This window comes from Parafrankia sp. BMG5.11 (assembly GCF_004337455.1).
This window is the reverse complement of the sequence record NZ_SJXI01000027.1, coordinates 150,467-171,887: the sequence shown is the minus strand read 5'-3', so window position 1 is coordinate 171,887 and position 21,421 is coordinate 150,467. Positions and strand designations below refer to the sequence as shown.

General features: G+C 65.9%; 16 protein-coding genes. 6 read left to right on the top strand and 10 right to left on the bottom strand.

Features of this window, described 5'->3' with window-relative positions:
• Positions 1-97 precede the first annotated feature (97 nt).
• Together E0504_RS18790 and E0504_RS18785 are read left to right on the top strand one after the other, a co-directional pair.
• Positions 98-1,726, top strand: a complete 1,629-nt coding sequence (locus E0504_RS18790; RefSeq protein ID WP_131625679.1) for a carbon-nitrogen hydrolase family protein — start codon at positions 98-100, stop codon at positions 1,724-1,726.
• 307 nt (positions 1,727-2,033) lie between these two features.
• Positions 2,034-3,794 carry a cation:proton antiporter gene (locus tag E0504_RS18785; RefSeq protein WP_131625267.1) on the top strand — a complete coding sequence of 587 codons (1,761 nt, stop codon included), beginning with the start codon at positions 2,034-2,036 and terminating at the stop codon, positions 3,792-3,794.
• 203 nt (positions 3,795-3,997) lie between these two features.
• Here E0504_RS18785 and alaS read toward each other — a convergent pair whose 3' ends face one another.
• From alaS to E0504_RS18760, 5 genes are all read right to left on the bottom strand, one after another.
• Positions 3,998-6,664, bottom strand: coding sequence for an alanine--tRNA ligase (gene alaS / locus E0504_RS18780; RefSeq protein WP_131625266.1), 2,667 nt, complete (start codon positions 6,662-6,664; stop codon positions 3,998-4,000).
• A gap of 78 nt (positions 6,665-6,742) precedes the next feature.
• Positions 6,743-7,564, bottom strand: a complete 822-nt coding sequence (locus E0504_RS18775) for a trans-aconitate 2-methyltransferase (protein WP_131625265.1) — start codon at positions 7,562-7,564, stop codon at positions 6,743-6,745.
• A gap of 163 nt (positions 7,565-7,727) precedes the next feature.
• Positions 7,728-8,798, bottom strand: coding sequence for a recombinase RecA (gene recA, locus E0504_RS18770; RefSeq protein ID WP_131625264.1), 1,071 nt, complete (start codon positions 8,796-8,798; stop codon positions 7,728-7,730).
• Between the two features lie 121 nt (positions 8,799-8,919).
• The gene (locus tag E0504_RS18765) at positions 8,920-10,500 is read right to left on the bottom strand and encodes a DUF4139 domain-containing protein (protein ID WP_131625263.1); all 1,581 of its coding nucleotides are present in this window, start codon (positions 10,498-10,500) and stop codon (positions 8,920-8,922) included.
• 10 nt (positions 10,501-10,510) lie between these two features.
• Positions 10,511-12,010 (bottom strand): DUF4139 domain-containing protein, encoded by a 1,500-nt coding sequence (locus tag E0504_RS18760; protein ID WP_131625262.1) that lies wholly within the window; start codon positions 12,008-12,010, stop codon positions 10,511-10,513.
• Positions 12,011-12,068: 58 nt separating this feature from the next.
• Here E0504_RS18760 and E0504_RS18755 point away from each other — a divergent pair, with 58 nt between their 5' ends.
• Positions 12,069-12,536: a DapH/DapD/GlmU-related protein gene (locus E0504_RS18755; protein ID WP_131625261.1), complete on the top strand. Its 468-nt coding sequence runs from the start codon at positions 12,069-12,071 to the stop codon at positions 12,534-12,536.
• On the opposite strand, the gene E0504_RS18750 is transcribed toward E0504_RS18755, so the two are convergent.
• From E0504_RS18750 to dapA, 5 genes are read right to left on the bottom strand one after another with little or no spacing between them, the layout of a single operon-like run.
• Positions 12,533-14,971, bottom strand: coding sequence for a response regulator (locus E0504_RS18750; RefSeq protein ID WP_131625260.1), 2,439 nt, complete (start codon positions 14,969-14,971; stop codon positions 12,533-12,535). The genes E0504_RS18755 and E0504_RS18750 overlap by 4 nt on opposite strands.
• Before the next feature lies 1 nt (position 14,972).
• The gene (locus E0504_RS18745; protein WP_131625259.1) at positions 14,973-15,560 is read right to left on the bottom strand and encodes a DUF2062 domain-containing protein; all 588 of its coding nucleotides are present in this window, start codon (positions 15,558-15,560) and stop codon (positions 14,973-14,975) included.
• Positions 15,561-15,598: 38 nt separating this feature from the next.
• On the bottom strand, positions 15,599-16,081 hold the full coding sequence (gene smpB / locus E0504_RS18740) for an SsrA-binding protein SmpB (RefSeq protein WP_131625258.1): 483 nt from the start codon (positions 16,079-16,081) through the stop codon (positions 15,599-15,601).
• Positions 16,082-16,141: 60 nt separating this feature from the next.
• The gene (locus tag E0504_RS18735) at positions 16,142-17,452 is read right to left on the bottom strand and encodes a hypothetical protein (RefSeq protein WP_207974470.1); all 1,311 of its coding nucleotides are present in this window, start codon (positions 17,450-17,452) and stop codon (positions 16,142-16,144) included.
• The gene (dapA, locus tag E0504_RS18730) at positions 17,452-18,333 is read right to left on the bottom strand and encodes a 4-hydroxy-tetrahydrodipicolinate synthase (RefSeq protein ID WP_131625678.1); all 882 of its coding nucleotides are present in this window, start codon (positions 18,331-18,333) and stop codon (positions 17,452-17,454) included. Before dapA ends, E0504_RS18735 begins: the two co-directional genes overlap by 1 nt.
• Positions 18,334-18,436: 103 nt before the next feature.
• Between dapA and E0504_RS18725 the strand changes: the two genes are divergently transcribed.
• From E0504_RS18725 to E0504_RS18715, 3 genes are read left to right on the top strand one after another with little or no spacing between them, the layout of a single operon-like run.
• Positions 18,437-20,410 carry a lytic transglycosylase domain-containing protein gene (locus E0504_RS18725; RefSeq protein ID WP_131625256.1) on the top strand — a complete coding sequence of 658 codons (1,974 nt, stop codon included), beginning with the start codon at positions 18,437-18,439 and terminating at the stop codon, positions 20,408-20,410.
• A 32-nt stretch (positions 20,411-20,442) separates the two neighbouring features.
• Entirely contained in the window at positions 20,443-20,925 is a 483-nt protein-coding gene (locus tag E0504_RS18720; RefSeq protein ID WP_131625255.1) for a GreA/GreB family elongation factor, read from the top strand.
• Complete coding sequence (locus E0504_RS18715; protein WP_131625254.1) at positions 20,918-21,400, top strand: hypothetical protein; 483 nt, start codon at positions 20,918-20,920, stop codon at positions 21,398-21,400. The genes E0504_RS18720 and E0504_RS18715 overlap by 8 nt, the downstream gene beginning before the upstream one ends.
• Positions 21,401-21,421 lie beyond the last annotated feature (21 nt).

The window sequence follows — 21,421 nt, the reverse complement described above, 5'->3', positions numbered from 1 at the left end:
TCCTTTCGCATAAGCAGCCCACTTTTTCGTGTTCGCACACGCGACGCCACCGATATGGAGTTCCATGGCCGATACCGCCAACAGCAAGCCGCGTTCGATGCCCAGGCGCAAAGCCAGCGAGAAAGCCGGGAAACGCCGGCTGGAGGTGCGCAACGCCCGCGTGAAGGACATCCCTGGCATCGCAGCATTGGTGCGGCGCGTATACGACGAGATGCCCGCCTATACCCACGGCGAGATCCGCGGCCAGATCAACAATTTCCGCGAGGGCTGCTTTGTCGCTCTGCTCGACGACACCATCGTCGGATACTGCGCGACGATGCAGGTTGCCGAAGCGCTGGCCTTTCAGGATCACGACTGGGACGAGATCACCGGCAATGGCTTTGGCAGCCGGCACGATCCGACCGGGGACTGGCTCTACGGCTACGAGATGTGCGTCGATCCCAAGGTGCGTGGCGTGCGCATCGGTCGGCGCCTGTATGAAGAGCGCCGGTCGCTGGCCGAAGAGCGCGACCTGACCGGGATCGTTTTCGCTGGCCGGATGCCGCACTACCGCCGCAACCGGCGCAAGGTCAGCGGGCCGCAGGACTACCTCGACCAGGTGGTCGCCGGAAAGCTGCACGATCCGGTGCTGCGCTTCCAGCTCGCCAACGGGTTCGAGCCTGATCGTGTGCTGGAAGGCTATCTGCCCGAAGACACCGCTTCGGCCGCGAACGCGGTGCTGATGGTGTGGCGCAACCCGTACGTCGAGCGCGACCAGCCGGCGAAGAAGCGACTGCCGCGCGGGGTGGAATCGGTCCGCGTCGCCACCTGCCAGTTGCAGGCGCGCGCAGTGAAGGATTACGACGAGTTCCTCTCAACCATTCGCTATTTCATCGATGTTGCAAGCGATTATGAGGCGGACTTCATCCTGTTTCCCGAACTCTTCACGCTGATGCTGTTGAGTTTCGAGGAGAAGGAACTGTCGCCAGTCGAGGCGATCGAGCGGCTGTCGGACTACACGCCCCGGTTGAAAGCGGACATTTCCGACATGGCGATGCGCTTCAACATCAACATCATCGCCGGCAGCCATCCAACGCGCATGGACGATGGCGACATCCACAACGTGTCGTACGTGTGCCTTCGCGATGGTTCGATTCACGAGCAGGAAAAGATCCACCCGACGCCCAACGAGCGGTACTGGTGGAACATTCGCGGCGGCGAGAAGATCGACGTGATCCAGACCGACTGCGGTCCGATCGGCGTGCAGATCTGCTATGACAGCGAGTTCCCCGAACTCAGCCGCCGACTGGCCGACGAAGGCGCGCGGATCATCTTCGTGCCCTTCTGCACCGACAACCGGCAGGGTTACCTAAGGGTGCGCTATTGCGCGCAGGCGCGGGCAATCGAGAACCAGTGCTTCGTGGTGATGAGCGGCAACGTCGGCAACCTGCCGAACGTCGCCAACATGGACGTGCAGTACGCGCAAAGCTGTATCCTCACGCCGTGTGATTTTCCGTTCGCCCGCGATGGCATCGCGGCCGAAGCGACCGAGAACGTGGAAACGTTGACGATCAGCGACATCAATCTCGCCGACCTCAACTGGGCGCGCGCGGAAGGCACTGTCCGCAACCTCGCTGACCGGCGGTTCGACCTCTATCGGATCGAATGGGACAAGACGGGCAAGCACCCCGGCAAGCCCCGCCCGCGGCGCGAACCGTTGGGGCACGGCGGACCGGGCGGCGGATAGGATCGCGTCGCAGACTAGGCCCACGGCTGCGGGGTACGCGCTGTGTAATTCGTTTTCCTATTCATCGGCTTGGCCGCTACCCTGCTGCGGCATGTCGTCACCGTCTATCCTCGCGCGATCTTCTCCGCACTCGGGCCTGCGTGCGTCGTTATGGTCGTGGCCCGTAATCAGTACCGCCCCCGTCAAGGTCACGCCCGTTGAACAATAAAGGCGATAAAACAGGCGTCTGGATGCCACAGTTATCCAGTCTTGCTCACGGTTCTGTGCGCGGCGCAAGCCTCCGCGCTCGCATGGGCAAGGCGCGCTGATGGCGGCCGAACTCGCAGCCAGCGACACGCTGTCGGACGCGCTGGTGATCCTGGGCGCCGCGGGGATCGTCATCCCCGTGTTCCATCGGTTCCGGATCACTCCGATCATCGGCTTCATCCTGATCGGCATCGCGGTCGGGCCGTTCGGCCTGGGGAGGTTCGTGCCGCAAGCGCCTTGGCTCTATCACTTCACCATCACCGATACCGAAGCGCTGGCGCCGTTCGCCGAATTCGGCATCGTCCTGCTGCTGTTTACGATCGGGCTGGAGCTGTCGTTCAATCGGCTATGGTCGATGCGGCGGCTGGTGTTCGGTCTGGGCGCGCTCGAATTGCTGATCATCGGCTGTCTGATCGCCGCGGGTTTGTCGCTGACGGGCCTGAGCCTGGCCGGCGCGGCGGCGCTCGGCTTCGCCCTCGCGCTCAGTTCGACCGCGATCGTGCTGCCGATTTCCGGCACCACCACCCCGGTCGGGCGCGCCGCCCTGTCGATGCTGTTGTTCGAAGACATCGCGATCGTCCCCATCATCTTCACCCTGGGGGCGCTGGCTCCCTACGCGCAAGCTGACGGCCTCCAGGGCCTGGTCACTACCCTATGGCAGGGAGCTCTGGCGGTGATCGGCTTGCTGGTGGTGGGGCGGCTTGCCCTCCCGCGGCTGTTTGGTCAGGCGGCGCGCACCAAAAGCCCGGAGTTGTTCCTTGCGGCCAGCCTGCTGGTGGTGATCGGCGCCAGCCTGGCGACCGCGGCGGCGGGCCTGTCGCCGATCGTCGGTGCGCTGATTGCCGGACTGCTGATCGCCGAGACCGAGTACCAGGGCGAAGTCGAGGGGATCATCGAGCCGTTCAAGGGTCTGGCCCTGGGCGTGTTCCTGATCACGGTTGGCATGAGCGTGGACCTCCAGCGCATCTGGACGGAGTTCGGCTCGATCGCACTCGCGGTAGTCGCCGTGCTGTCGCTGAAGGCGGTCGTCACCGGGGTGCTGCTGCGATTGATGGGGGCGCGGCGGGGGACCGCTGCGGAAACGGGCCTGCTGATGTCCAGCCCCAGCGAAACGACGCTGATCGTCCTCGCCGCTGCCACCGCCGCGCAATTGATCGATCCGGCTACGGCGCAGTTCTGGCAAATCGTCACCGCCATCGGCCTGACGGTAACCCCCTTGCTGGCCCGGCTTGGCTCAGTAGTGGCGCGGCGCGTAGAGCCGCTGCCGGCAATGGAAGACGCCTTGGGCGAAGGGCGGGCGATCATCGTCGGCGCTGGGCGGGTTGGCCGGCTGGTAGCGGACATGCTGACCGTGCACGGAATCCCTTATGTCACCATCGATAGCGATTCCGACCTGGTTCTGCGCGCCCGCCGGCGCAAGTACCGCGCCGTGTTCGGCGATGCGGGACGCGGCCAGACTCTGGAGCGTCTCGGCATCGACCACGCCCCAGCGATCATCCTGACTATGGACGAACCGGTGCTCGCCCAGCGCCTCACCGCCAAGTTGCGCCGTGCTCACCCCGACCTGCCGATCATCGCCCGTGCGCGCGACCTGGCGCACGCCTCCGCGCTGTACCGGGCGGGAGCGAGCCATGCGGTGCCCGAAACCCTAGAAAGCTCGCTTCAATTATCGGAGGCGGTGCTGGTGGACCTCGGCGTGCCGATGGGGCCGGTGATCGCCTCGATACACGAAAAACGGGATGAGTTCCGCGCGCTTATTCGGGAACAGGGGGCGCTGGATTACACCCCCAAGCTGCGCACCAGCGTGACGGACGAGGGATAGATCACGCGTCTCGCCCGTTGGTGAGGCGAAGGAGAAGTCCCGATGACTACGCCCAAATCGCCCGAGAAGGGTACACCCGCCGACCAGGCCGGCCAGGAACACGGATCGATTGACCAGCGCCAGCGGCACGAGCGCGACATGATCGACACTGCCCGAGGAAGCGAGCCTGCAACCCGTGGGTCATCCGGCCGCCGCAACTGAGATCAGGCCGGGGCGGTCTCGCTCTCCAGCGCAGCGCGCACGGCGGCGATCGCCTCGGCAGCCTTGCTAGCGTCCGGACCGCCGCCCTGGGCCATGTCCGGGCGGCCTCCACCGCCTTGCCCGCCCAGCGCTGCGACCCCCGCGCGCACCAGCGCGACGGCATCGTAACGACCGACAAGATCCTCGGTCACCGCCGCCGCGATCGCCGCGCGTCCATCGTTCACCGCCACGATCGCCGCCACCCCTGATCCCAGGCGCGCCTTTGCTTCGTCGAGCAGTCCGCGCAGTGCCTTCGCCTCAAGACCATCGATTACCTGGCCGGAGAACGCCACCCCGCCGATATTTTCATCAGCCGGGCCAGCCTTGGCCGCGCCGCCGCTGAGCGCCAGAGCCTTGCGTGCTTCGGCCAATTCCTTCTCGAGCCGCTTTCGCTCATCGAGCAGCGCGGCAAGCCGAGCTGGCACATCTTCAGGCGTTGACCGGACTGCGGCGGCGGCATCCTTCAGCGCGTCCTCGCGTTGGACCAGCCACTGCCGCGCGGCTTCGCCCGTCAGAGCTTCGATGCGCCGCACTCCTGAACTGACAGCGCTTTCCGAAATGATCCGCAGCAAGCCGATGTCGCCCGTCGCGCGGACGTGAGTCCCGCCGCACAACTCCACCGAGTAGTTGCGGCCCTCGTCCCCGGCCCGCCCCATGCTGAGCACGCGGACTTCGTCGCCGTACTTTTCGCCGAACAGCGCCATCGCCCCCGCCCCAATCGCCTCTTCGGGGCTCATGAGCCGCGTGGTGACCGTCTCGTTGGCGCGGATTTCGGTGTTCACCTCAGCCTCGATCGCGGCGATATCGTCCGCGCTCAGGGGCTTGGGATGAGAGAAGTCGAACCGCAGCCGGTCTTCTGCAACCAGCGATCCCTTCTGCGTCACGTGATCGCCCAGCCGGTGGCGCAAGGCCGCGTGAAGCAGATGGGTTGCCGAATGATTGGCCCGGACACGATCCCGGCGGTCGGCGTCCACCCGCAGGTGGATCGTGTCATTCACACGGAGAGAACCCGCTTCGATCGTGCCGTGATGAGCGTGCAACCGGCCAAGCGGCTTGGAGGTGTCGGTGACTACGATGCGCAGACCTTCCGGCGTCGAGATCAGACCGGCGTCGCCAGCCTGTCCGCCGCTTTCGCCGTAAAACGGCGTCTGGTTGGTTAGCACAACCACCTCGTCGCCGGCGGACCCGCTGTCCACCGGTTGGCCATCACGGATCAACGCGACCACGCGGCCCTCACCTTCCGTCGACGCGTAGCCCGTGAATTCCGTGCTTCCCTCGCGCTCGGCGATGTCGAACCAAAGTTCGCTGTCGGCCGCGGAGCCGCTGCCCTTCCAGGCCGCGCGTGCCGCTGCTTTCTGGCGCGCCATGGCGGCATCGAAGCCGCCGCGGTCAACCGTGATGCCACGGCTACGCAATGCGTCCTCGGTCAGGTCGTACGGAAAACCGAACGTGTCGTAGAGCTTGAAAGCGGTCTCACCGTCGAGGCTCGCCCCTTCCCCCATCTCGCCCGTCGCCTCGTCCAGCAGGCGCAGGCCGTTGGCCAGGGTGCGGCGGAACTGGGTCTCTTCGCGCTGCAGCGTTTCCTCGATCAGCGGCTGCGCGCGGCCGAGTTCCGGGAACGCCTGTCCCATCTCGGTCACCAGCGCGGGTACCAGACGGTGCATCAGCGGCTCGCTGGCGCCCAAGAGATGCGCGTGACGCATGGCCCGGCGCATGATGCGCCGAAGCACATACCCGCGGCCTTCGTTGGACGGCAGCACCCCGTCGGCCAGCAGGAAACTGGTGGAGCGCAGGTGATCGGCGATGACGCGGTGGCTCACCTCCGCCTCGTCACTCGGGGCGCCCGGCGTGAGCGCCTTCGACGCCGCGATCAGTTCCGTGAAAGTATCGGTGTCATAATTGTCGTGCACACCCTGCAGCACGGCCGCGAGGCGCTCCAGCCCCATTCCGGTGTCGATGCTGGGCTTCGGGAGATCGGCTACGATCTCGTCCGCTACCTGCTCGTACTGCATGAACACGAGGTTCCAGATCTCGACGAAGCGGTCCCCGTCCTCGTCGGGGCTGCCGGGAGGACCGCCGAAGATATGCTCGCCGTGATCGTAGAACACTTCCGAACATGGACCGCACGGTCCGTCCGAGCCCATCGACCAGAAATTGTCCTTTGTCGGGATGCGGATGATCCGCTCTTCGGGCAAGCCGCTGATCTTCCGCCACAGGTCGAACGCCTCGTCGTCGGTGTGATAGACGGTGGCGGTCAGGCGGGCGGGATCGATGCCCCATTCCTTCGTCAACAAGGTCCAGGCATGCAGGATGGCCTGGTCCTTGAAGTAGTCTCCGAAACTGAAGTTGCCGAGCATCTCGAAAAACGTGTGGTGCCGCGCGGTATAGCCGACATTGTCGAGATCGTTGTGCTTGCCGCCCGCGCGAACACACTTCTGGCTGCTGGTCGCGGTGGCCGCCGGCGGGGTCTCGAGGCCGGTGAACGCGTTCTTGAACGGGACCATTCCCGCATTGACGAACATCAGCGTCGGATCGTTGTACGGCACCAGCGGCGCGCTGGGCACGACGCGGTGCCCCTCGCGGGCGAAGTAATCGAGGAAGCTGCGGCGGATCTCGTTGGTCGAGGTCATAATGCCAGCGCAGTTAAATGGTGCAACGCGGCACGACAAGCAGATTGCGCGGTTGGCCCACGAGCGATGATGCGACCGTCAGGTAGCGGCACGCGCGGTCACGATCCAGGCCGCGCCGGGAAGCGCCACCAGATCGCCCTGAGCATTTCCGGCGAGATAGTTGCGCAATCGGGACACGAATTCCGCTCGCGCCGTGTCGCCAAGCTGCGCCGCACCTCGCGTCGCGGGCCCGATAGTCAGGAAATAGGATACCGCATCGTCGACCGCGTGTTCGCCCATCCCGGCGACATAGGCGAAATCGACCGCTTCGAAGGCGATATCCTGCCACCCCGCCCCTCCCAAAATCGCCACAACCCGAGCGCGATCGGCAAAGGCGAAGGGCCCGGGCTCATCCGCCGCCGGCGGGGGGGCCGGGTCGGGCAGGAGCGCGGCCAGGCGTTCGGCCCAGGGGTTGAGCGCGCGGTCCCGGAAACAGGAGAAAACAAGCCGTGCTGCCGGTGCGGTAGCCTTGGCGAGGTTGGTGAACGCCGATACGGGATCGCTGAAAAACATGACTCCGTGGCGGGATACCACAAGGTCTGGGGAAAAATGCGAGCCGCGCCAGTTGGCGGCGTCCGCCACCAGAAAAGTCGCGTTGCCAAGGTTGGCGGCCCGCGTGCGCGCCACTTCGACAAGATCTTCGCTGATGTCGAGGCCGATCACCTCAGCGTCGGGGCGACCCCGAGCTAGCGCCAACGACAGTTCACCGGCGCCGCATCCGACATCGACCGCGCGCGAGATCGGGTGAGCGCAGGCGCTGGCAAGTAGCCGGTCCGTCAGGCCGGCGAAGCTGCGGTCAGTGCGACGCCATTCCTCCGCCCACTTGCGTCCGACCCGCCCTTCCCACTCGCTGCGATCCATCGACACCCTCCCGTTTCGTCGAACCACGGTTCACCGCAACGCGACGCAAATGCAACAGCGGTTTGCGTCATAGGCTTAGACGGGAAAAGCCGGCACGGGTCCCACAGACACCGCGCCGGCTTTCCGGGTGGGGAGGCGCGAAAGGGTCGCCTGCTATGAGGTATCAGATGTCGTCGTCCGCGTCCGGGCCCTTCATCATCTCCTCGGCGACGGCATCGGTCCGGCCGCGAATCGCAGCTTCCAACTTGTCGCAAAGTTCAGAATTCTCCTTCAGGAACTGCTTGGCGTTCTCGCGGCCCTGACCAATGCGGATCGAATCGTAGCTGAACCAGCTGCCCGACTTCTCCACCAGGCCGGCCTTGACCCCGAGGTCGAGGATCTCACCGATCTTGGAGATGCCCTCGCCGTACATGATGTCGAATTCGACCTGCTTGAACGGGGGCGCGACCTTGTTCTTGACGACCTTCACCCGGGTCGAATTGCCGACGATATCGTCGCGATCCTTGATTTGTCCGGTACGCCGGATGTCGAGCCGGACCGAAGCATAGAACTTCAGCGCGTTGCCGCCCGTGGTCGTCTCGGGATTGCCGTACATCACGCCGATCTTCATGCGCAGCTGGTTGATGAAGATCACCATGCACTTGGACCGGTTGATCGAGCCCGTCAGCTTGCGCAGCGACTGGCTCATCAAACGGGCCTGCAGGCCGACGTGGCTGTCGCCCATCTCGCCTTCGATCTCCGCCCGCGGAACCAGCGCGGCGACTGAATCGACCACCAGCACGTCGATGGCGTTCGAGCGCACCAGCGTATCGACGATCTCGAGCGCCTGCTCGCCCGTATCGGGCTGCGAGACAATCAGTTCGTCGATGTTGACGCCCAGCTTCTTGGCATAGGCGGGGTCGAGCGCATGTTCGGCATCCACAAAGGCGACCGTGCCGCCATTCTTCTGCGCTTCGGCAAGCACATGCAGCGCGAGCGTCGTCTTGCCCGAGCTTTCCGGACCGTACACCTCGATCACGCGGCCCTTGGGCAAGCCGCCCACCCCAAGCGCGATGTCGAGGCCCAGGCTGCCGGTGGAGATCGTCTCGACCTCCATGGTTTCCTTCTGACCCAACTTCATCGCCGAGCCCTTGCCGAACGCACGATCGATCTGCGCAAGCGCGGCGTCGAGCGCCTTCTGACGGTCAGTATCCAAGTTCTTGCCTTCCACCAGCTTCAAGTTCGCTGCCGCCATGACACACCCTTTCGCGCTTTGCCTAGACCCGCAGGCCCGCTGTCAACCGAAGGTGCATGTATTCTGTTTGTTCCACGAGAACAAGAGGAGAACGCGATTTATTTCCAACTCGGTTGCTGGCTCACTCGCTGATCGATCTCCATTCTATCCGGCGATTACCGTTCCCCGGCACGATCACGTCGGCGATCTGCTGGCCGTCCTTGACCCGCACACCCTTAAGCCCCGTAATCCGCGCGGCGCCGGCGCGGCCGAGCGACATGCGGACTGTCACCGGCTTGGGGGTGGCATTGCTGAGGACCGCGCGCATCGTGGCCCCCGTACCAGCGTCGCCAGCCGGGTCGCCGCCTGCGGCGCTACAGGTGACGAAAACCTGCGTGCTCTGCCCCAAGCCAATCTCGACCTCCTGGCCCGAGGCATAGTCGCGGAGCGTGGGCCGGCCGATCAGCTGGTCGCCGCGGGCAGACTGTTCGAACACCGTCAAACTGCCGGCGGGAAGAGCGACGCCGAGGCCGTGCTGTGTATCGTTCACGGTCGCCAGGATGATCGACGCGGCCCGGGCGTCTTCGGCAGCGGTCCAGGGGGCACACTCGGTGGTATAGATCATCCGCCCGGTGACCTGGTCGCGATCCAGGAAAGCGATCTGCTTCTGGCTTTTCGCGGTCACCGTCACCGGTTCGGGCACCCGGTAGAGTTTCAGGTCGGCCAGATTCTCTTCCCGCGCGACCATCGCAGGCGCACGAGCGCGCGAGCCGGTGACGATGATGTCCTGCGCAATCGCTGCCATGGGCGCGGGAGGCGGCGGCGGGGGCGGCGCGAAGGGATATGGAGGGGGAACCTCCACCGGCGATCCCGCGGCCGTGCTGCCCAATGGATAGCATAACAACCGTAGCGGCTTGGCATCCGGCGGATCGGCCAGTTCGCGATAGTTGCTGACGACGCTCAACCTGCCGGCCACCGCCAGCAGTTCGGCATCGGGGAAGCTCTGCCCGTTATCGTTTACCAGCGTGAGCCAGCTCGTGAGGTGCATCGACAGCTTGTCGGGCGAGGCGCCGCCGGCAACGGTGGCGACGTAATTCGCCTGCCAGTCAAAGCCCCAGGCGAGATAGGTCAGCGTTACATCGAAGGTGCCGCTCCGCGGTGAAGCGGTGTCGATCGTATAGACCGGGTTGGCTGACAGGCCCGCCGGAACCCGGTCGAAAGTCACGTTCTCAGCCAGGCCTGAACAACGGACCGCTTCGAACCCGGCCGAGGTCTGCAGCACGAGGCCGCCGTCGGCGCGCGTGCGCACAATCGCCTCCTCGCTGGTCGCAAGGCCGCTGGCCGGATTGGTGCGGGTGATGGTCACCCGATTGCCGAGCGAGCCGTCGACCAGTGCGCCAGGGCTTAACAGGTCGGCGTTGCGGTTCTTTTCGATCGTGCCGCCCGGCAGGCCGGTCACGATCGCGCTGACCGCTACCATCCCCTCGGCCACGCCATCGAAGCGGATGGTCGATTCGCCGGGGGGCAAAACCACCCGCCGGGTCTCACTGATCATCGCGAAGCCGCGCGGCCAGTTGCGATCGAGCTTTTGATCCGGCGCGCGATCGGGATCGCGGTACATCGTCACGGAAATCGCCTTGGGAGCCGAGGCGTCGACGGTCTCGCGCGCCTCCCCTGGCGCACCAGCACCGGCGAGCAGCAATAGCAGGACGGCACGCCGCATCGCGGTGCCCTCAGTACCGGGTGTCGTAAGTGACGCGCACTTCGCGCCGGCCGTTCGCCGGCACGGTGACGAGATATTTGCGGCGATCGGCGTTGATCTGTTCGCCGGGCACGTCCTCGCTGGAGACTCGGAAATCGCGGCTCCACCAACCCCGGTCGAGCCCGCTCTGGCTCAGTTCGACTTCTACCGGGACGGCTCTGGCATTGGTCAGCGTGTAGCGCATCGTGGTGCGCCAGAATTCGACCGGCCGTTCGCTGGTGACGCTGGCGGCACGACCATCGTCAGCGATGACCCGATAACCACTGGTGGCCTCCCACTGCTGCGAGGTGATTTTCTCGCGGCTGACCACCTCCGCCTGGACGAACACGTCGAACGCGTCGCCGGTGACGAGGGTGAGGGCGCTGCCCATCGGCGTGTGACCGATCCGGCTCTCGCCGATGAACTGCGGCGTGCCCTCCCGATCGCGCTGATAGAACCGCACCGTGCCCGCCGGCAGCGCATCCCCCAACCCCTGCTCGCGAGCCGTCGAGAAGCCGACCGCCGTGGTCGCGTTCACTGGTGCGTCGTCACTGGTGAGCCAGCCGATGGTGCGAGCATAGACCTTCCTCGCCGGCACGCCCTGCACGTCCAGGAAGCTGACCTGCTTGGTCTGCGCGTTGGCCACGGTCGTCCGGCCGGGCAGCGGGTAGAGATAGTAGTCGCCCAGCCGTTCACGCGGCGCCGTTTCGGTGCCCGGCCTGAAGCCACCGCGCGGCGGGGGCGGCGGCGCATTGCGGGAATTGCTGCTGCTGGACGGGCTGCCCGCCACCAGGACCGTGCGGGCATCGTGGAACGTCGTGCCGGTCTGATTGGTCAGGGTGACCCAGCCTTGCATGTCCGTCGTGCCCTTGGCCTCGTCATACAGCGCGACGTAGTCCGCCGACCACCCCAGCCCGCCGGTGAGATAGCGGATCGCGGCGGGCCGCACCCCGGCGCGGTCGCTGTCGATCGATACCGACAGCGTCGGCCGCGCGCGCAAGTTGGGCGGGACCCGGTCGAACACCACCCGGGTAGGCAACCCATCGTCCCGCAACACCTCGATCCGGTCGCCGATTCGGACGACCACCCCGCCTGCGGTCGATAAAACCGTAGCGCGCTCCACCGTCTCCGCGCCGGTGGCGGGGTTGGTGCGCACCAGCGTTACCGTCTGTCCGATCGCCTTTTCCATCAGCTTGGCCGGAGTCAGCAGGTCGAAGTCGAAATTTTGCTCCAGGATGCCGGCGCCGTCGGCACTGAAGCTCAAGGTTTCAGGCTGAATCTGGGCGGAGACATCGGGGAAATCGATGCGGCTGCGTCCTTCGGCGATCGCCAGGCGGCGCACGTCCTGCACCAGCGCTTGCCCATCGTTGTAGATCGTCAGCGCAAGATCGCCCTGCGCGGTCGGTTCGCTATCAGCCGTCTGCGCGCCGACGCCGACCGCAGCGCCCAACACAATCGCGGCACCCAAACCCAGCTTCCACCGCCCGCCCATTGCATTCCCCTCGCTTGGTTGAGTACCGCCATATCGCGCACGTAACGGTGTATCATGGGTGAACGACCGGCAACCACCGTTTTGTTTGTCGTTGTTGCCGGCGTGCGCAGCCGAATCTAGGTACTCGTCGATGAAGCGAAGCGATGATCCCAGGCGCGCAAGATCGCTGCGGCAGGTGTGGCAGTACCTGACGCGGCGATATTTCTGGCGTTCGCGTGTGGCTCGCTCGGCCTGGATTCACGCCACAGCATCGGTTGACCGCACGCATCCCGCTGGCATCGAAATTGGCGAAGATGTGTGGATCGGCCCTTACGCCATGGTGCTGTCGCACGACATGAGCCGTGGGCTTTACGCCCGGACCGTAATCGGCGCGCGCAGCGTGATCGGTGCCCGGGCCGTAGTGATGCCGGGTGTCAAGGTGGGTCTGGACTGCATCGTCGCGCCAGGTTGTGTGGTGTCGCGCGACATACCATCAGGGGAGCACATCGCGGGCAACCCGGCACGGATCGTGCGCTCGCCTGACTAGGCGCGCTCGGTGGCCCGCGATGCGCCGAGCACCTCCCCGGCCTTGTCGGAAATCTGCTGCACGCTGAACGGCTTGGCGATGAAATGCATGTTGGCGATGTCAAGATCGCGCCGCAGCTGCTCTTCGGCATAGCCTGACATGAACAAAATCGGCAGCGAGGGTTTCACCCGGCGGATCGCGCGCGCCATCGTGGGGCCGTCCATGCCCGGCATCACGACGTCGCTTACCACCAGGTCGAACGTCCCGCCGTTGGCAATGGCGGCCAGGCCTGCTTCCCCATCGGCGCATGCAGTGACCTGATAACCGGCCCGGGTCAGTGCCCGCTCGGCAACGGCGCGGACCATGTCCTCGTCCTCGACCAGCAGAACCTTGCCGCCCCCGGACCATTGCGCGGCAGGCGCGGGCGTCGCTGGCTTGCGCGCTTGCGGCACGGGGCCCTGGTGCACCGGGAAGTACACGCTGAAGCGCGCGCCCGCCCGGCCCTTGCCAGCAGCGGGGGACACGTTGTCAGCGAAAATAAAGCCACCGGACTGCTTCACGATGCCATAGACGGTGGACAGGCCAAGGCCGGTGCCCTTCCCCTGCTCCTTGGTGGTGAAGAACGGTTCGAAGATCTTGGACAGGTTTTCGGGGGGAATGCCTCCGCCGGTATCTTGCACCACCATCACGGTATAGTCGCCTTCGGGCAGGATCTCGCTACCCATCTGCCGCACGTCGCGAGCGGATACGCGGCGGGTGGCGAGCGACAGCTTGCCTCCCGCGCCCGTGCTCAGCATCGCGTCCCGCGCATTGACCGCGAGGTTCACGATCACCTGTTCCAGCTGCTGCGGATCCGCGCGAACCGGCCCGAGATCGCGGTCGTGATGAACCTTGAGCTCGATTTTCTCGCCTAGCAGCCGCTTCAGCAGCAGGCTCACCTCGCTGATGACATCCGGAAGTTGGAGCACTTCGGGACGCAGCGTCTGCTGGCGGCTGAAGGCGAGCAGTTGGCGGGTAAGCGCCGCCGCGCGGTTTGAGTTGGCCCGAATCTGCTGGATGTCGTCGTAGTCGCTGTCGCCCGGCGTATGGCGCAGCAGCATCAGGTCGCACGTGCCGATCACCGCAGTGAGCACGTTGTTGAAGTCGTGCGCAACTCCGCCCGCGAGCTGCCCGACCGCCTGCATCTTGGTCGCCTGCGCGACCTGCCGCTTCAGCTTGGTCTCCTCGGTCGAATCGACCAGGCTGAGCAGCACCGCCGCTTCGCCCAATCCGCGTACGCCGGCGATACCCAGCGACACCGGATCGTCCGCCGCGCCGCGCAGGCGCACGGCCATGTCGGCCGCGCTCGGCGCGCCTTTGCCGAACCGGCGGACGGCATCGACCAGTGCGCCCTTGTCTTCCGCCACCACCAGGTCGGACGGGAACTGAGGCAGCGTGCCCCCTTCGATGCCCGCTGCCCGCCGGAACGGAGTATTCGCGAACAGGAACCGCCCGTCCCGATCGGTCATGGCCAGGCCGAGCGGAAGCGCGCCCAGCAGCGCCTCGAGCTGCGGCGCGGCACCGCTGCCGGCGGCAACCTCGGGCGAGCCGCCCAGGCCCACCCCCGCGTCGACCAGGAGCATCAGCGAAGGCCCTTCGTCCGCATTCGGTGCGCGCGGAGTAGCCTGCTCGGTCAAGGGGACGTGGATCAGGGTCTGCGGATTGCCGCGGCGCCCCTCGCGGGAAAAGAATATGCGCTCGCGTTCATCCGCCCGCAGCAGGGTAGCGAATTCCTGGCCCGCGAGCGTGGCGGCCGCATCGCCCGTCGCCCGCTGCGCAAACCCGGGCGCGGCCGCCCGGACCAGGCCATCGGCGCCGACCAGCGCCGCTTCGATGCCACTACGCGACAATACCCGGCCCAGCGCCCCAGTGATCCGCGCTGACAGGTCCTCGACAAAATCGTCTTCGGTCAGTCCGACAAAGCGCCAGATGAGGTAATCGTCGCCTCGTCCCGCCCGCTCGGCCTGCGCGCTCCAGCTGGCGGCCCCGTCGCCGGCGTCAATCCGTTCGGCGCGGCTGCTGCCCTCGCGCCAGGCTTCGCGCGCGACACGGGCGAGAGCTTCCAGCCCGCTGCGCTCGAGCGGCAGATTGGGCGGCGCGCTGTCGGGACCGAACCAGCCGCTGTAAACGGTATTGGCGCAAACCAGCCGGTTAGCGCGATCCACGATCGCGACGCCCTCGCCCGCCCGCTCGATCGCGGCCACGGTGACCGACCAGTCGGGAGTGGCAAGTTCCTCCGCCCCGCCCGCGGGACGAAGGCGCGCGATCACCGCGCCCACCATGACGAACACCGCCAGACCCCCGGTGAAGGCCAGCGGGGTCACCGCATCGCCGCTCGCCAGCCACACCAGCGCTGCGCTGATGACGATCGCTGCCGCGATACCGCCGATGAGCGGTGTCAGCCGGTTCGTCTCCATCTCAGAACCCTGCGTCGCTGGCGGACGCAGCCCGCTCACGGCGGGTGCGCCGTTCATGCAGCTTGCGGGTCCGTTTCCTTGCAACGATGATCCGCCACGCGAACACCGTGACCAGGTAGCTTACCGCGGACGCCACCACCGCGATCACGACCAGCCCGAAGGCCGTCACCAGGGTCGCCCCTGTCAGCCATTGCAGCATGGCACCGAACTCGCTGCGCTCCATCGCCGCATTGACGGGTGCGACCACGGTCATCGCATCGACCCGCAGCATCCACGATCCCACGTTGTAGCCCAGCACCCACACCAGCGGCGTGGTGAACGGATTGGTGACGAATGTTGTCAGGGCCGCGATCGGCACGTTCGCGCGCACGGGCAGGCATAGCACTGAGGCGAACAAGATCTGCGCGAACGGGACGATGATTCCGACGAGCATCCCCAGCGCCACCCCGCGTGGCACCGACCGCCGGGTAAAGCGCCACAGGTCCGATCGCAGCACCCGGCTGGCGAAGGGGCGCATGACGCGGCTCTTCTCCATCTGCTCGCGCGTCGGCAGGTTGCGCTGGACCCAGGCGGTAGTGCGTTGGAACATCGGTGCGGGCCGCCCTTAGGAGATCGCGGTGCGCGCGGCTAGCCGCGCTCGCGCAGCAGACGCGCCTTGTCACGCTGCCAATCACGATCCTTGGTGCTCTGCCGCTTGTCGGCCGAGTTCTTGCCCTTCGCCAGCGCCAGTTCAACTTTCGCCCGGCCGCTCCCGTTGAAATAGATCGACAGCGGAACCAGCGTCATGCCCTTGCGCTCCACCGCGCCGGTCAGCTTGTCGATCTCGCGCGCGTTGAGCAGCAGTTTGCGCGGGCGCTTCGGCTCATGATTGAAACGGTTGCCGTGGCTGAATTCGGGCACGTTGGCATTGACCAACCATACCGACCCCTCGCGCACCTCGGCATAGCTTTCGGCGATCGTCGCCTCGCCGGCACGCAGGCTCTTCACCTCGGTCCCGGTCAGCATCAGACCGGCTTCGAACTTGTCGTCGATGAAATAATCGTACCGTGCGCGCCGGTTCTCGGCGACGGTCTTCTGCTTGTCGAATGTTGCGGGTTTCGGACGGGCCATTGGCGGCCATGTAGGCCGTTCCGCGCCAATGCGAAAGGGCGCCCACGAAGGTACGGTGGCTCAGTGCGCCAGAAGGTCTTCCGGCAGCGTCGGTTCGCTCAGGATTTGCTCCATCCGGCGCCACTTCGCTTCCTGGTTCGCACCAGCCGCTTCGACGTGCGCGCGCACCATGTCCTGCCCCAGTCCGTAATTGATGATGTAGCTGCGATAGGTCTTGATGAAGCGGATCGATTGCGCCGCGCGTTCGGGCGATTCCAGCTGATACTTCTGCAGCAGATCGGCGGCTTCGGCCTCGGTGATATCGCCCGCCAGCAGCCGTGAGGCTACGGTGTAGCGCGCGGACGTCAGCTTCTCGGTCATCTGGTTGAGCGCGACGAACCGTGCGACATCGGCCGTGGGCAGGCCTGCGAGCGGCGCCAGCACCCGTGTATTGAACGCGACTGCGTCATCACCTGGAAATGCCAGATCGATACCGTAATTGGCCGATCCTTCGGCGATCAGCGACTGCGGGGAATAGAGCGGGTAGACGGCGTATTCGCGCCAGCCGCGGCCTTTCACCAGGTCGCGCTCCAGCAGTACGTTGTATACGTGGTGCCCCGGGTATCCTTCGTGGCAGCCAAGGTCGATCGCGCGGTCCAGGCGCACCGGCAGGTCGGTATTGACCTCGATCTTGGAGTGATAGTCGCCCTGATAATAGTTGTAGCCGCTCCACGGCTTGTCGGTGACCAGCGCCAGTTCAAACCGCTCGCCCGCTGGCATGGCGATCCGCGCCAGCGTGCGGCTGCGGCACTCCGCGATCGCTGCATCCATGACGGGCTTCAGGCGGTCGGCCGGAATGTCGAACTGTTTCTTGAATGCGTCCACCCGCTGCCACAGCGGCCCGCTGCCGGGCACCAGCCGATCGACCTCCGCAATGACCGGATCGAAACTGGACAGCGCGGGCGTTTCCGGCCGTACCCCGAACAGGCCTTGCGCTTCATCCTGGAACGACAGCTTGGCACCTTGCAGCATCTGCAGCCGCGTGATTGCAGCGGTAAGCTGAGCCACGAGGAAGCGGGCGCGGCGTTGCTCTAGCGAGCGCTCGCCGCCACTGGTCCGCAAAAGTCCGGCGGCCCGGTCGCGCAGCGCAAGTGCCCGTGCCGACAACTGGGGCAGCGACTGCCCCGCCGCGTCGGACACCGCGCGGTTTCTCACCACATCTGGCCCGTAGTAGGCGTCGATGTAGCCGCTTTCCTTTTCCCCGATCGTCAGCTGCAGCAGCACATAGTCGTCGGCGATCGCATCCATGCCGGTATCAGTCGCCAGGCTTTCCCCCGTGGTCGCACACGCCGCGAGCGCCGCGCTTGCCACCATCGCCAGCAGAGCCCGCATCAGATCAGTTCAGCATGCGCGAGGGCTTCGTCGACCGCCTGGCGCGCGGCTTGCGAACATTCCACCAAAGGCAGGCGCACGCTCGGATTCAGCCAGTCGTGCACCCGGCTGAGGGCATACTTGACCGGCCCCGGGCTCGCATCCTCGAACATCGCATAATGAAGCGGATAAAGCTTGTCGTTTAGCTCCCGCGCGCGGGTCAGATCATTGGCCGCGATCGCCGCCTGGAACTCCGCGCACAGCGCGGGCGCGACGTTGGCGGTGACCGAGATGCACCCCACCCCGCCCGCGGCGGAGTGCGGCAGCCACAACTCGTCATCTCCCGATAGCTGGCAGAATTCCTTGCCGATGCCCATCCGGTGGTCCGTCACGCGGCTCAGATCCCCGCTCGCATCCTTGATGCCGACGATCTTGCCCGGAAAGCGCGTGGCGAGCTCGCATACCGTCTCCGGCATGATGTCGGTCACCGTCCGGCCGGGAACGTTGTAGAGAACTATTGGCAGACTGCTGTTTTCGGCCAGGAAACTGAAGTGCGCGATCAGTCCTTCCTGGCTGGGCCGGTTGTAATAGGGCGCCACGCACAGCGCGGCCGCTGCTCCAGTCTTGCGGCTGAAGTTCATGTGCAGCCGGGCGTTCATCGTGTCGTTCGAACCGCAGCCGGCGATCACCGGAACCCGTCCGGCCGCCTGCTCGACGCATACCTCGATCACCCGGTGATGTTCGGCATTGGACAGCGTCGAGGCCTCTCCCGTCGTGCCGCACGGGACCAGCGCGCTCGACCCGCTGTCGATCTGCCAGTCGACCAGCCGGCGGAACGCCTGCTCATCGAACGATCCGTCGCGAAAAGGAGTCACTAGAGCGGGTATGGAACCGGAAAACATTGCAGTGGCGCCTTTGCTACGGTCATATCGGCCAGACGGAGGGGTGGGTTCCGCGCGCCCGATTTCAACGCATTCATCGCCTGATAAGGAGCCAGTGGCCAGGATGTCCAGCATGGTCGCCAATCGCTTACATTCGCTTCGCTTTCTTCCTCTTGTCGCGCTTGCCTGCGCATCTGCTCCGGTTGCGGCGCAAAGTTACGACAATGGCCGGGCACAACTGGTGGCAAGCCAGCCGGGTCAAGCCGCGGCCGCGGTTGCACGCTGGAAGCAGCTGACCGGCAGCAGCCGCATGGCATTTTCCGATTACGCAGGGTTCGCGCTGGCATATCCCGATTTTCCGCGGATGGAGGTCATCCGATCAAGTGCGGAAGGCGCGCTGGAGCGCGATCTAGCGGCGACGCCGCAACAGGTCGCCGCCTTCTTCGATCGGTTCCCGCCGATGGCGAACCCGGCCCGCGCGCGATATGCCTTGGCGCTGTCGACACTGGGCCGCCCGAACGCTCGCGAAGTGGCGCGCGCGGCCTGGCGTGGCGGCGAGATGAGCAGCGGGTCGGAGGCATATCTGCAAGGGCTGTTCGGTCCGGCCTTCACCGCTGACGATCACGAAGAACGGATGCGCGCGCTGCTGTGGCAGGGCGACAGCGAAGCCGCCGCCCGCCAGATGAACGTGGTCCAATCGGCGAACCGCGAAGGCTACATGGCGCAGCTTGCCCTGCTGCAGGGGAACCTGCCGACCATGATCGGTCTGTCGGTCCCGGCCAGCGTCACGACCGATCCGGCTTATGTATTCAACCTGGCACGGCACTATCGCAATACCGGCCAGACCGACCGCGGACGGCAATTGCTGGCGACCCGCGCGACGTTTGCGCGTCCGCCGCACGACGCGCAGAACATGATCACTGAAATGCTCGCGCAAGCCAAGGGAGCGTCCGCCAACACGGCGGCCGCGATCGCGGGCAAGGTGGACGATCTGTTCGCGCCCGGGACCGACATCTCCGCACTCTCGTACAAGCTGCGTGACGACTATACCTCGCTGATGTGGCTGGGCGGCACCAGCGCGTTGTGGTCTATGGGCGACGGCAATCGTGCCGCGCCGATGTTCTATCGCTATGGCAATGCCGCGCGCACCCCTCAGACCCGCTCCAAAGGCTTCTATTGGGCCGGCCTCGCGTCCACCCGGGCGGGCAATCAGGCCGAGGCGAACCGTTTCTTCGAGATGGCCGCGCGCTACCCTGAATATTTCTACGGCCAGCTCGCACTGGAGCGGCTTGGCCGCCCGCTGCCGCGCTTCAACCAGGCGGCGCTGGCGCAGCCGCTACCCGCCGATGTGGCGGCGTTCAACGCGCGCCCGCTGGTGCAAGCGATCCGTTTCAACGCGCGATCGCAGCCCGACTGGCGGACGGAGCGCTATTTCTTCACCGAGCTGGCCGATCAGGCGACCACGCCGGGGCAGATGCAGATGGCCGCCAATCTCGCCAGGGAGCTGGGCCTCAATGAACTTGCAGTGGTGCTCGGCCGCGTGGCACCCGAAAAGGACCTGACCGGCTTCACCGCGACCGGGTTCCCGGTGATCACCACCCCGGCTGGCTCCGACTACACGATGGTGCACGCGATCACTCGGCAGGAGAGCGAATTCGACCGCGACCGGATCAGTCACGCCGGTGCGCGGGGGTTGATGCAGCTGATGCCGGGGACTGCGAATGAACAGGCGGGGAAGATGGGCCTCGCATACATGAGCGCGAACCTCACCCAGGACACGCAATACAATATCCGGCTCGGTGACGCCTATTTCGCCCGGATGCTGAGCTACTACGGCGGCAGCTACCCACTCGCAGTTGCCGCGTACAATGCAGGCGCGGGCAACGTGAACAAGTGGCTGCGTGCGAACGGTGATCCGCGCACCGGCAGTGTCGACTGGCTTCGCTGGATCGAGGAAATCCCGTTCTTCGAGACCAAGAACTACGTCCAGCGCGTGCTCGAGAACGCAGTGGTGTACGAGGCGCTGCACCCGGAGCGCACGGGTTATGGCAACGCACGCGGGATTACCCAGTTCATCGGCAAGCGTTCGCCGGGTTGATACAGCGGCCTTGCGGCGGGTAGATGGCGGGGATGCCCGCACCCGCCAGCAACCCGATCAGTCCTGCCGGCCTTGCGGCACTCAAGGCCCGCTACGATCAGCTGCTGGGCACGGAACGGCCGGCGATCGTCGAACTGGTGAGTTGGGCCGCCGGCAACGGCGACCGCAGCGAGAACGGGGACTATCTCTATGGCCGCAAGCGCATGCGGGAGATCGATCGGGAGCTTGCGCACCTCGCCCGCCGGATGAAATCAGCTCGGGTGATCGATCCGGCGGACCAGCCCGATCCCGCCCGCGTGTTCTTCGGCGCGACCGTGACCCTGGCCGACGATGACGACCAGCAGCGGATCGTCACCCTGGTGGGCGACGACGAGCAGGACGCCGGCAACGGCGCGATCGGCTGGAGTTCCCCGATGGCGCGCGCTCTGCGCGGCGCGGCTGTCGGCGATGTTCGGACCGTGCGACTGCCGGGCGGGGAAAAGGACTGGGAAGTGATCGCGATCCGCTATGCTTAGGGCGGTGCTGATCGCGGCGGCTTTGGTGGCGACGCCGGCCGCAGCCAAGGACAGCCTGGGCGTCTTCGGATCATGGGCTGCCTTCCGCGACCCGCCGGTGCCTCGCTGTTATGCCATCGCCATGCCGGCTGCGAGCAAGGCTTCGCGAGATTACGCCCCATTTGCCACAGTCGGCACGTGGCCCCGCCGCGCCGTTCGCGGCCAGGTCCATTTTCGCCTGTCCCGCAAAGTCGCCGCAACCGCCCCGATCATCCTCAGCATCGGCGGGCAGCGGTTCACTCTTGCTGGTGGCGGCGGAGATGCATGGGCCGGCGACCGAGCCATGGACGCAGCGATCGTCGCCGCGATGCGCTCGGCAAGATCCATGACCGTGTCCGGGCGCGATGCGAAGGGGCGCCGTTTCTCCGACCGCTATCCGCTGGAAGGCGCGGCCACCGCGATGGACGCAGCGACCGTGGGTTGCGCCCGCCGCTGATGCAAGAAAGGGCGGAGCGCC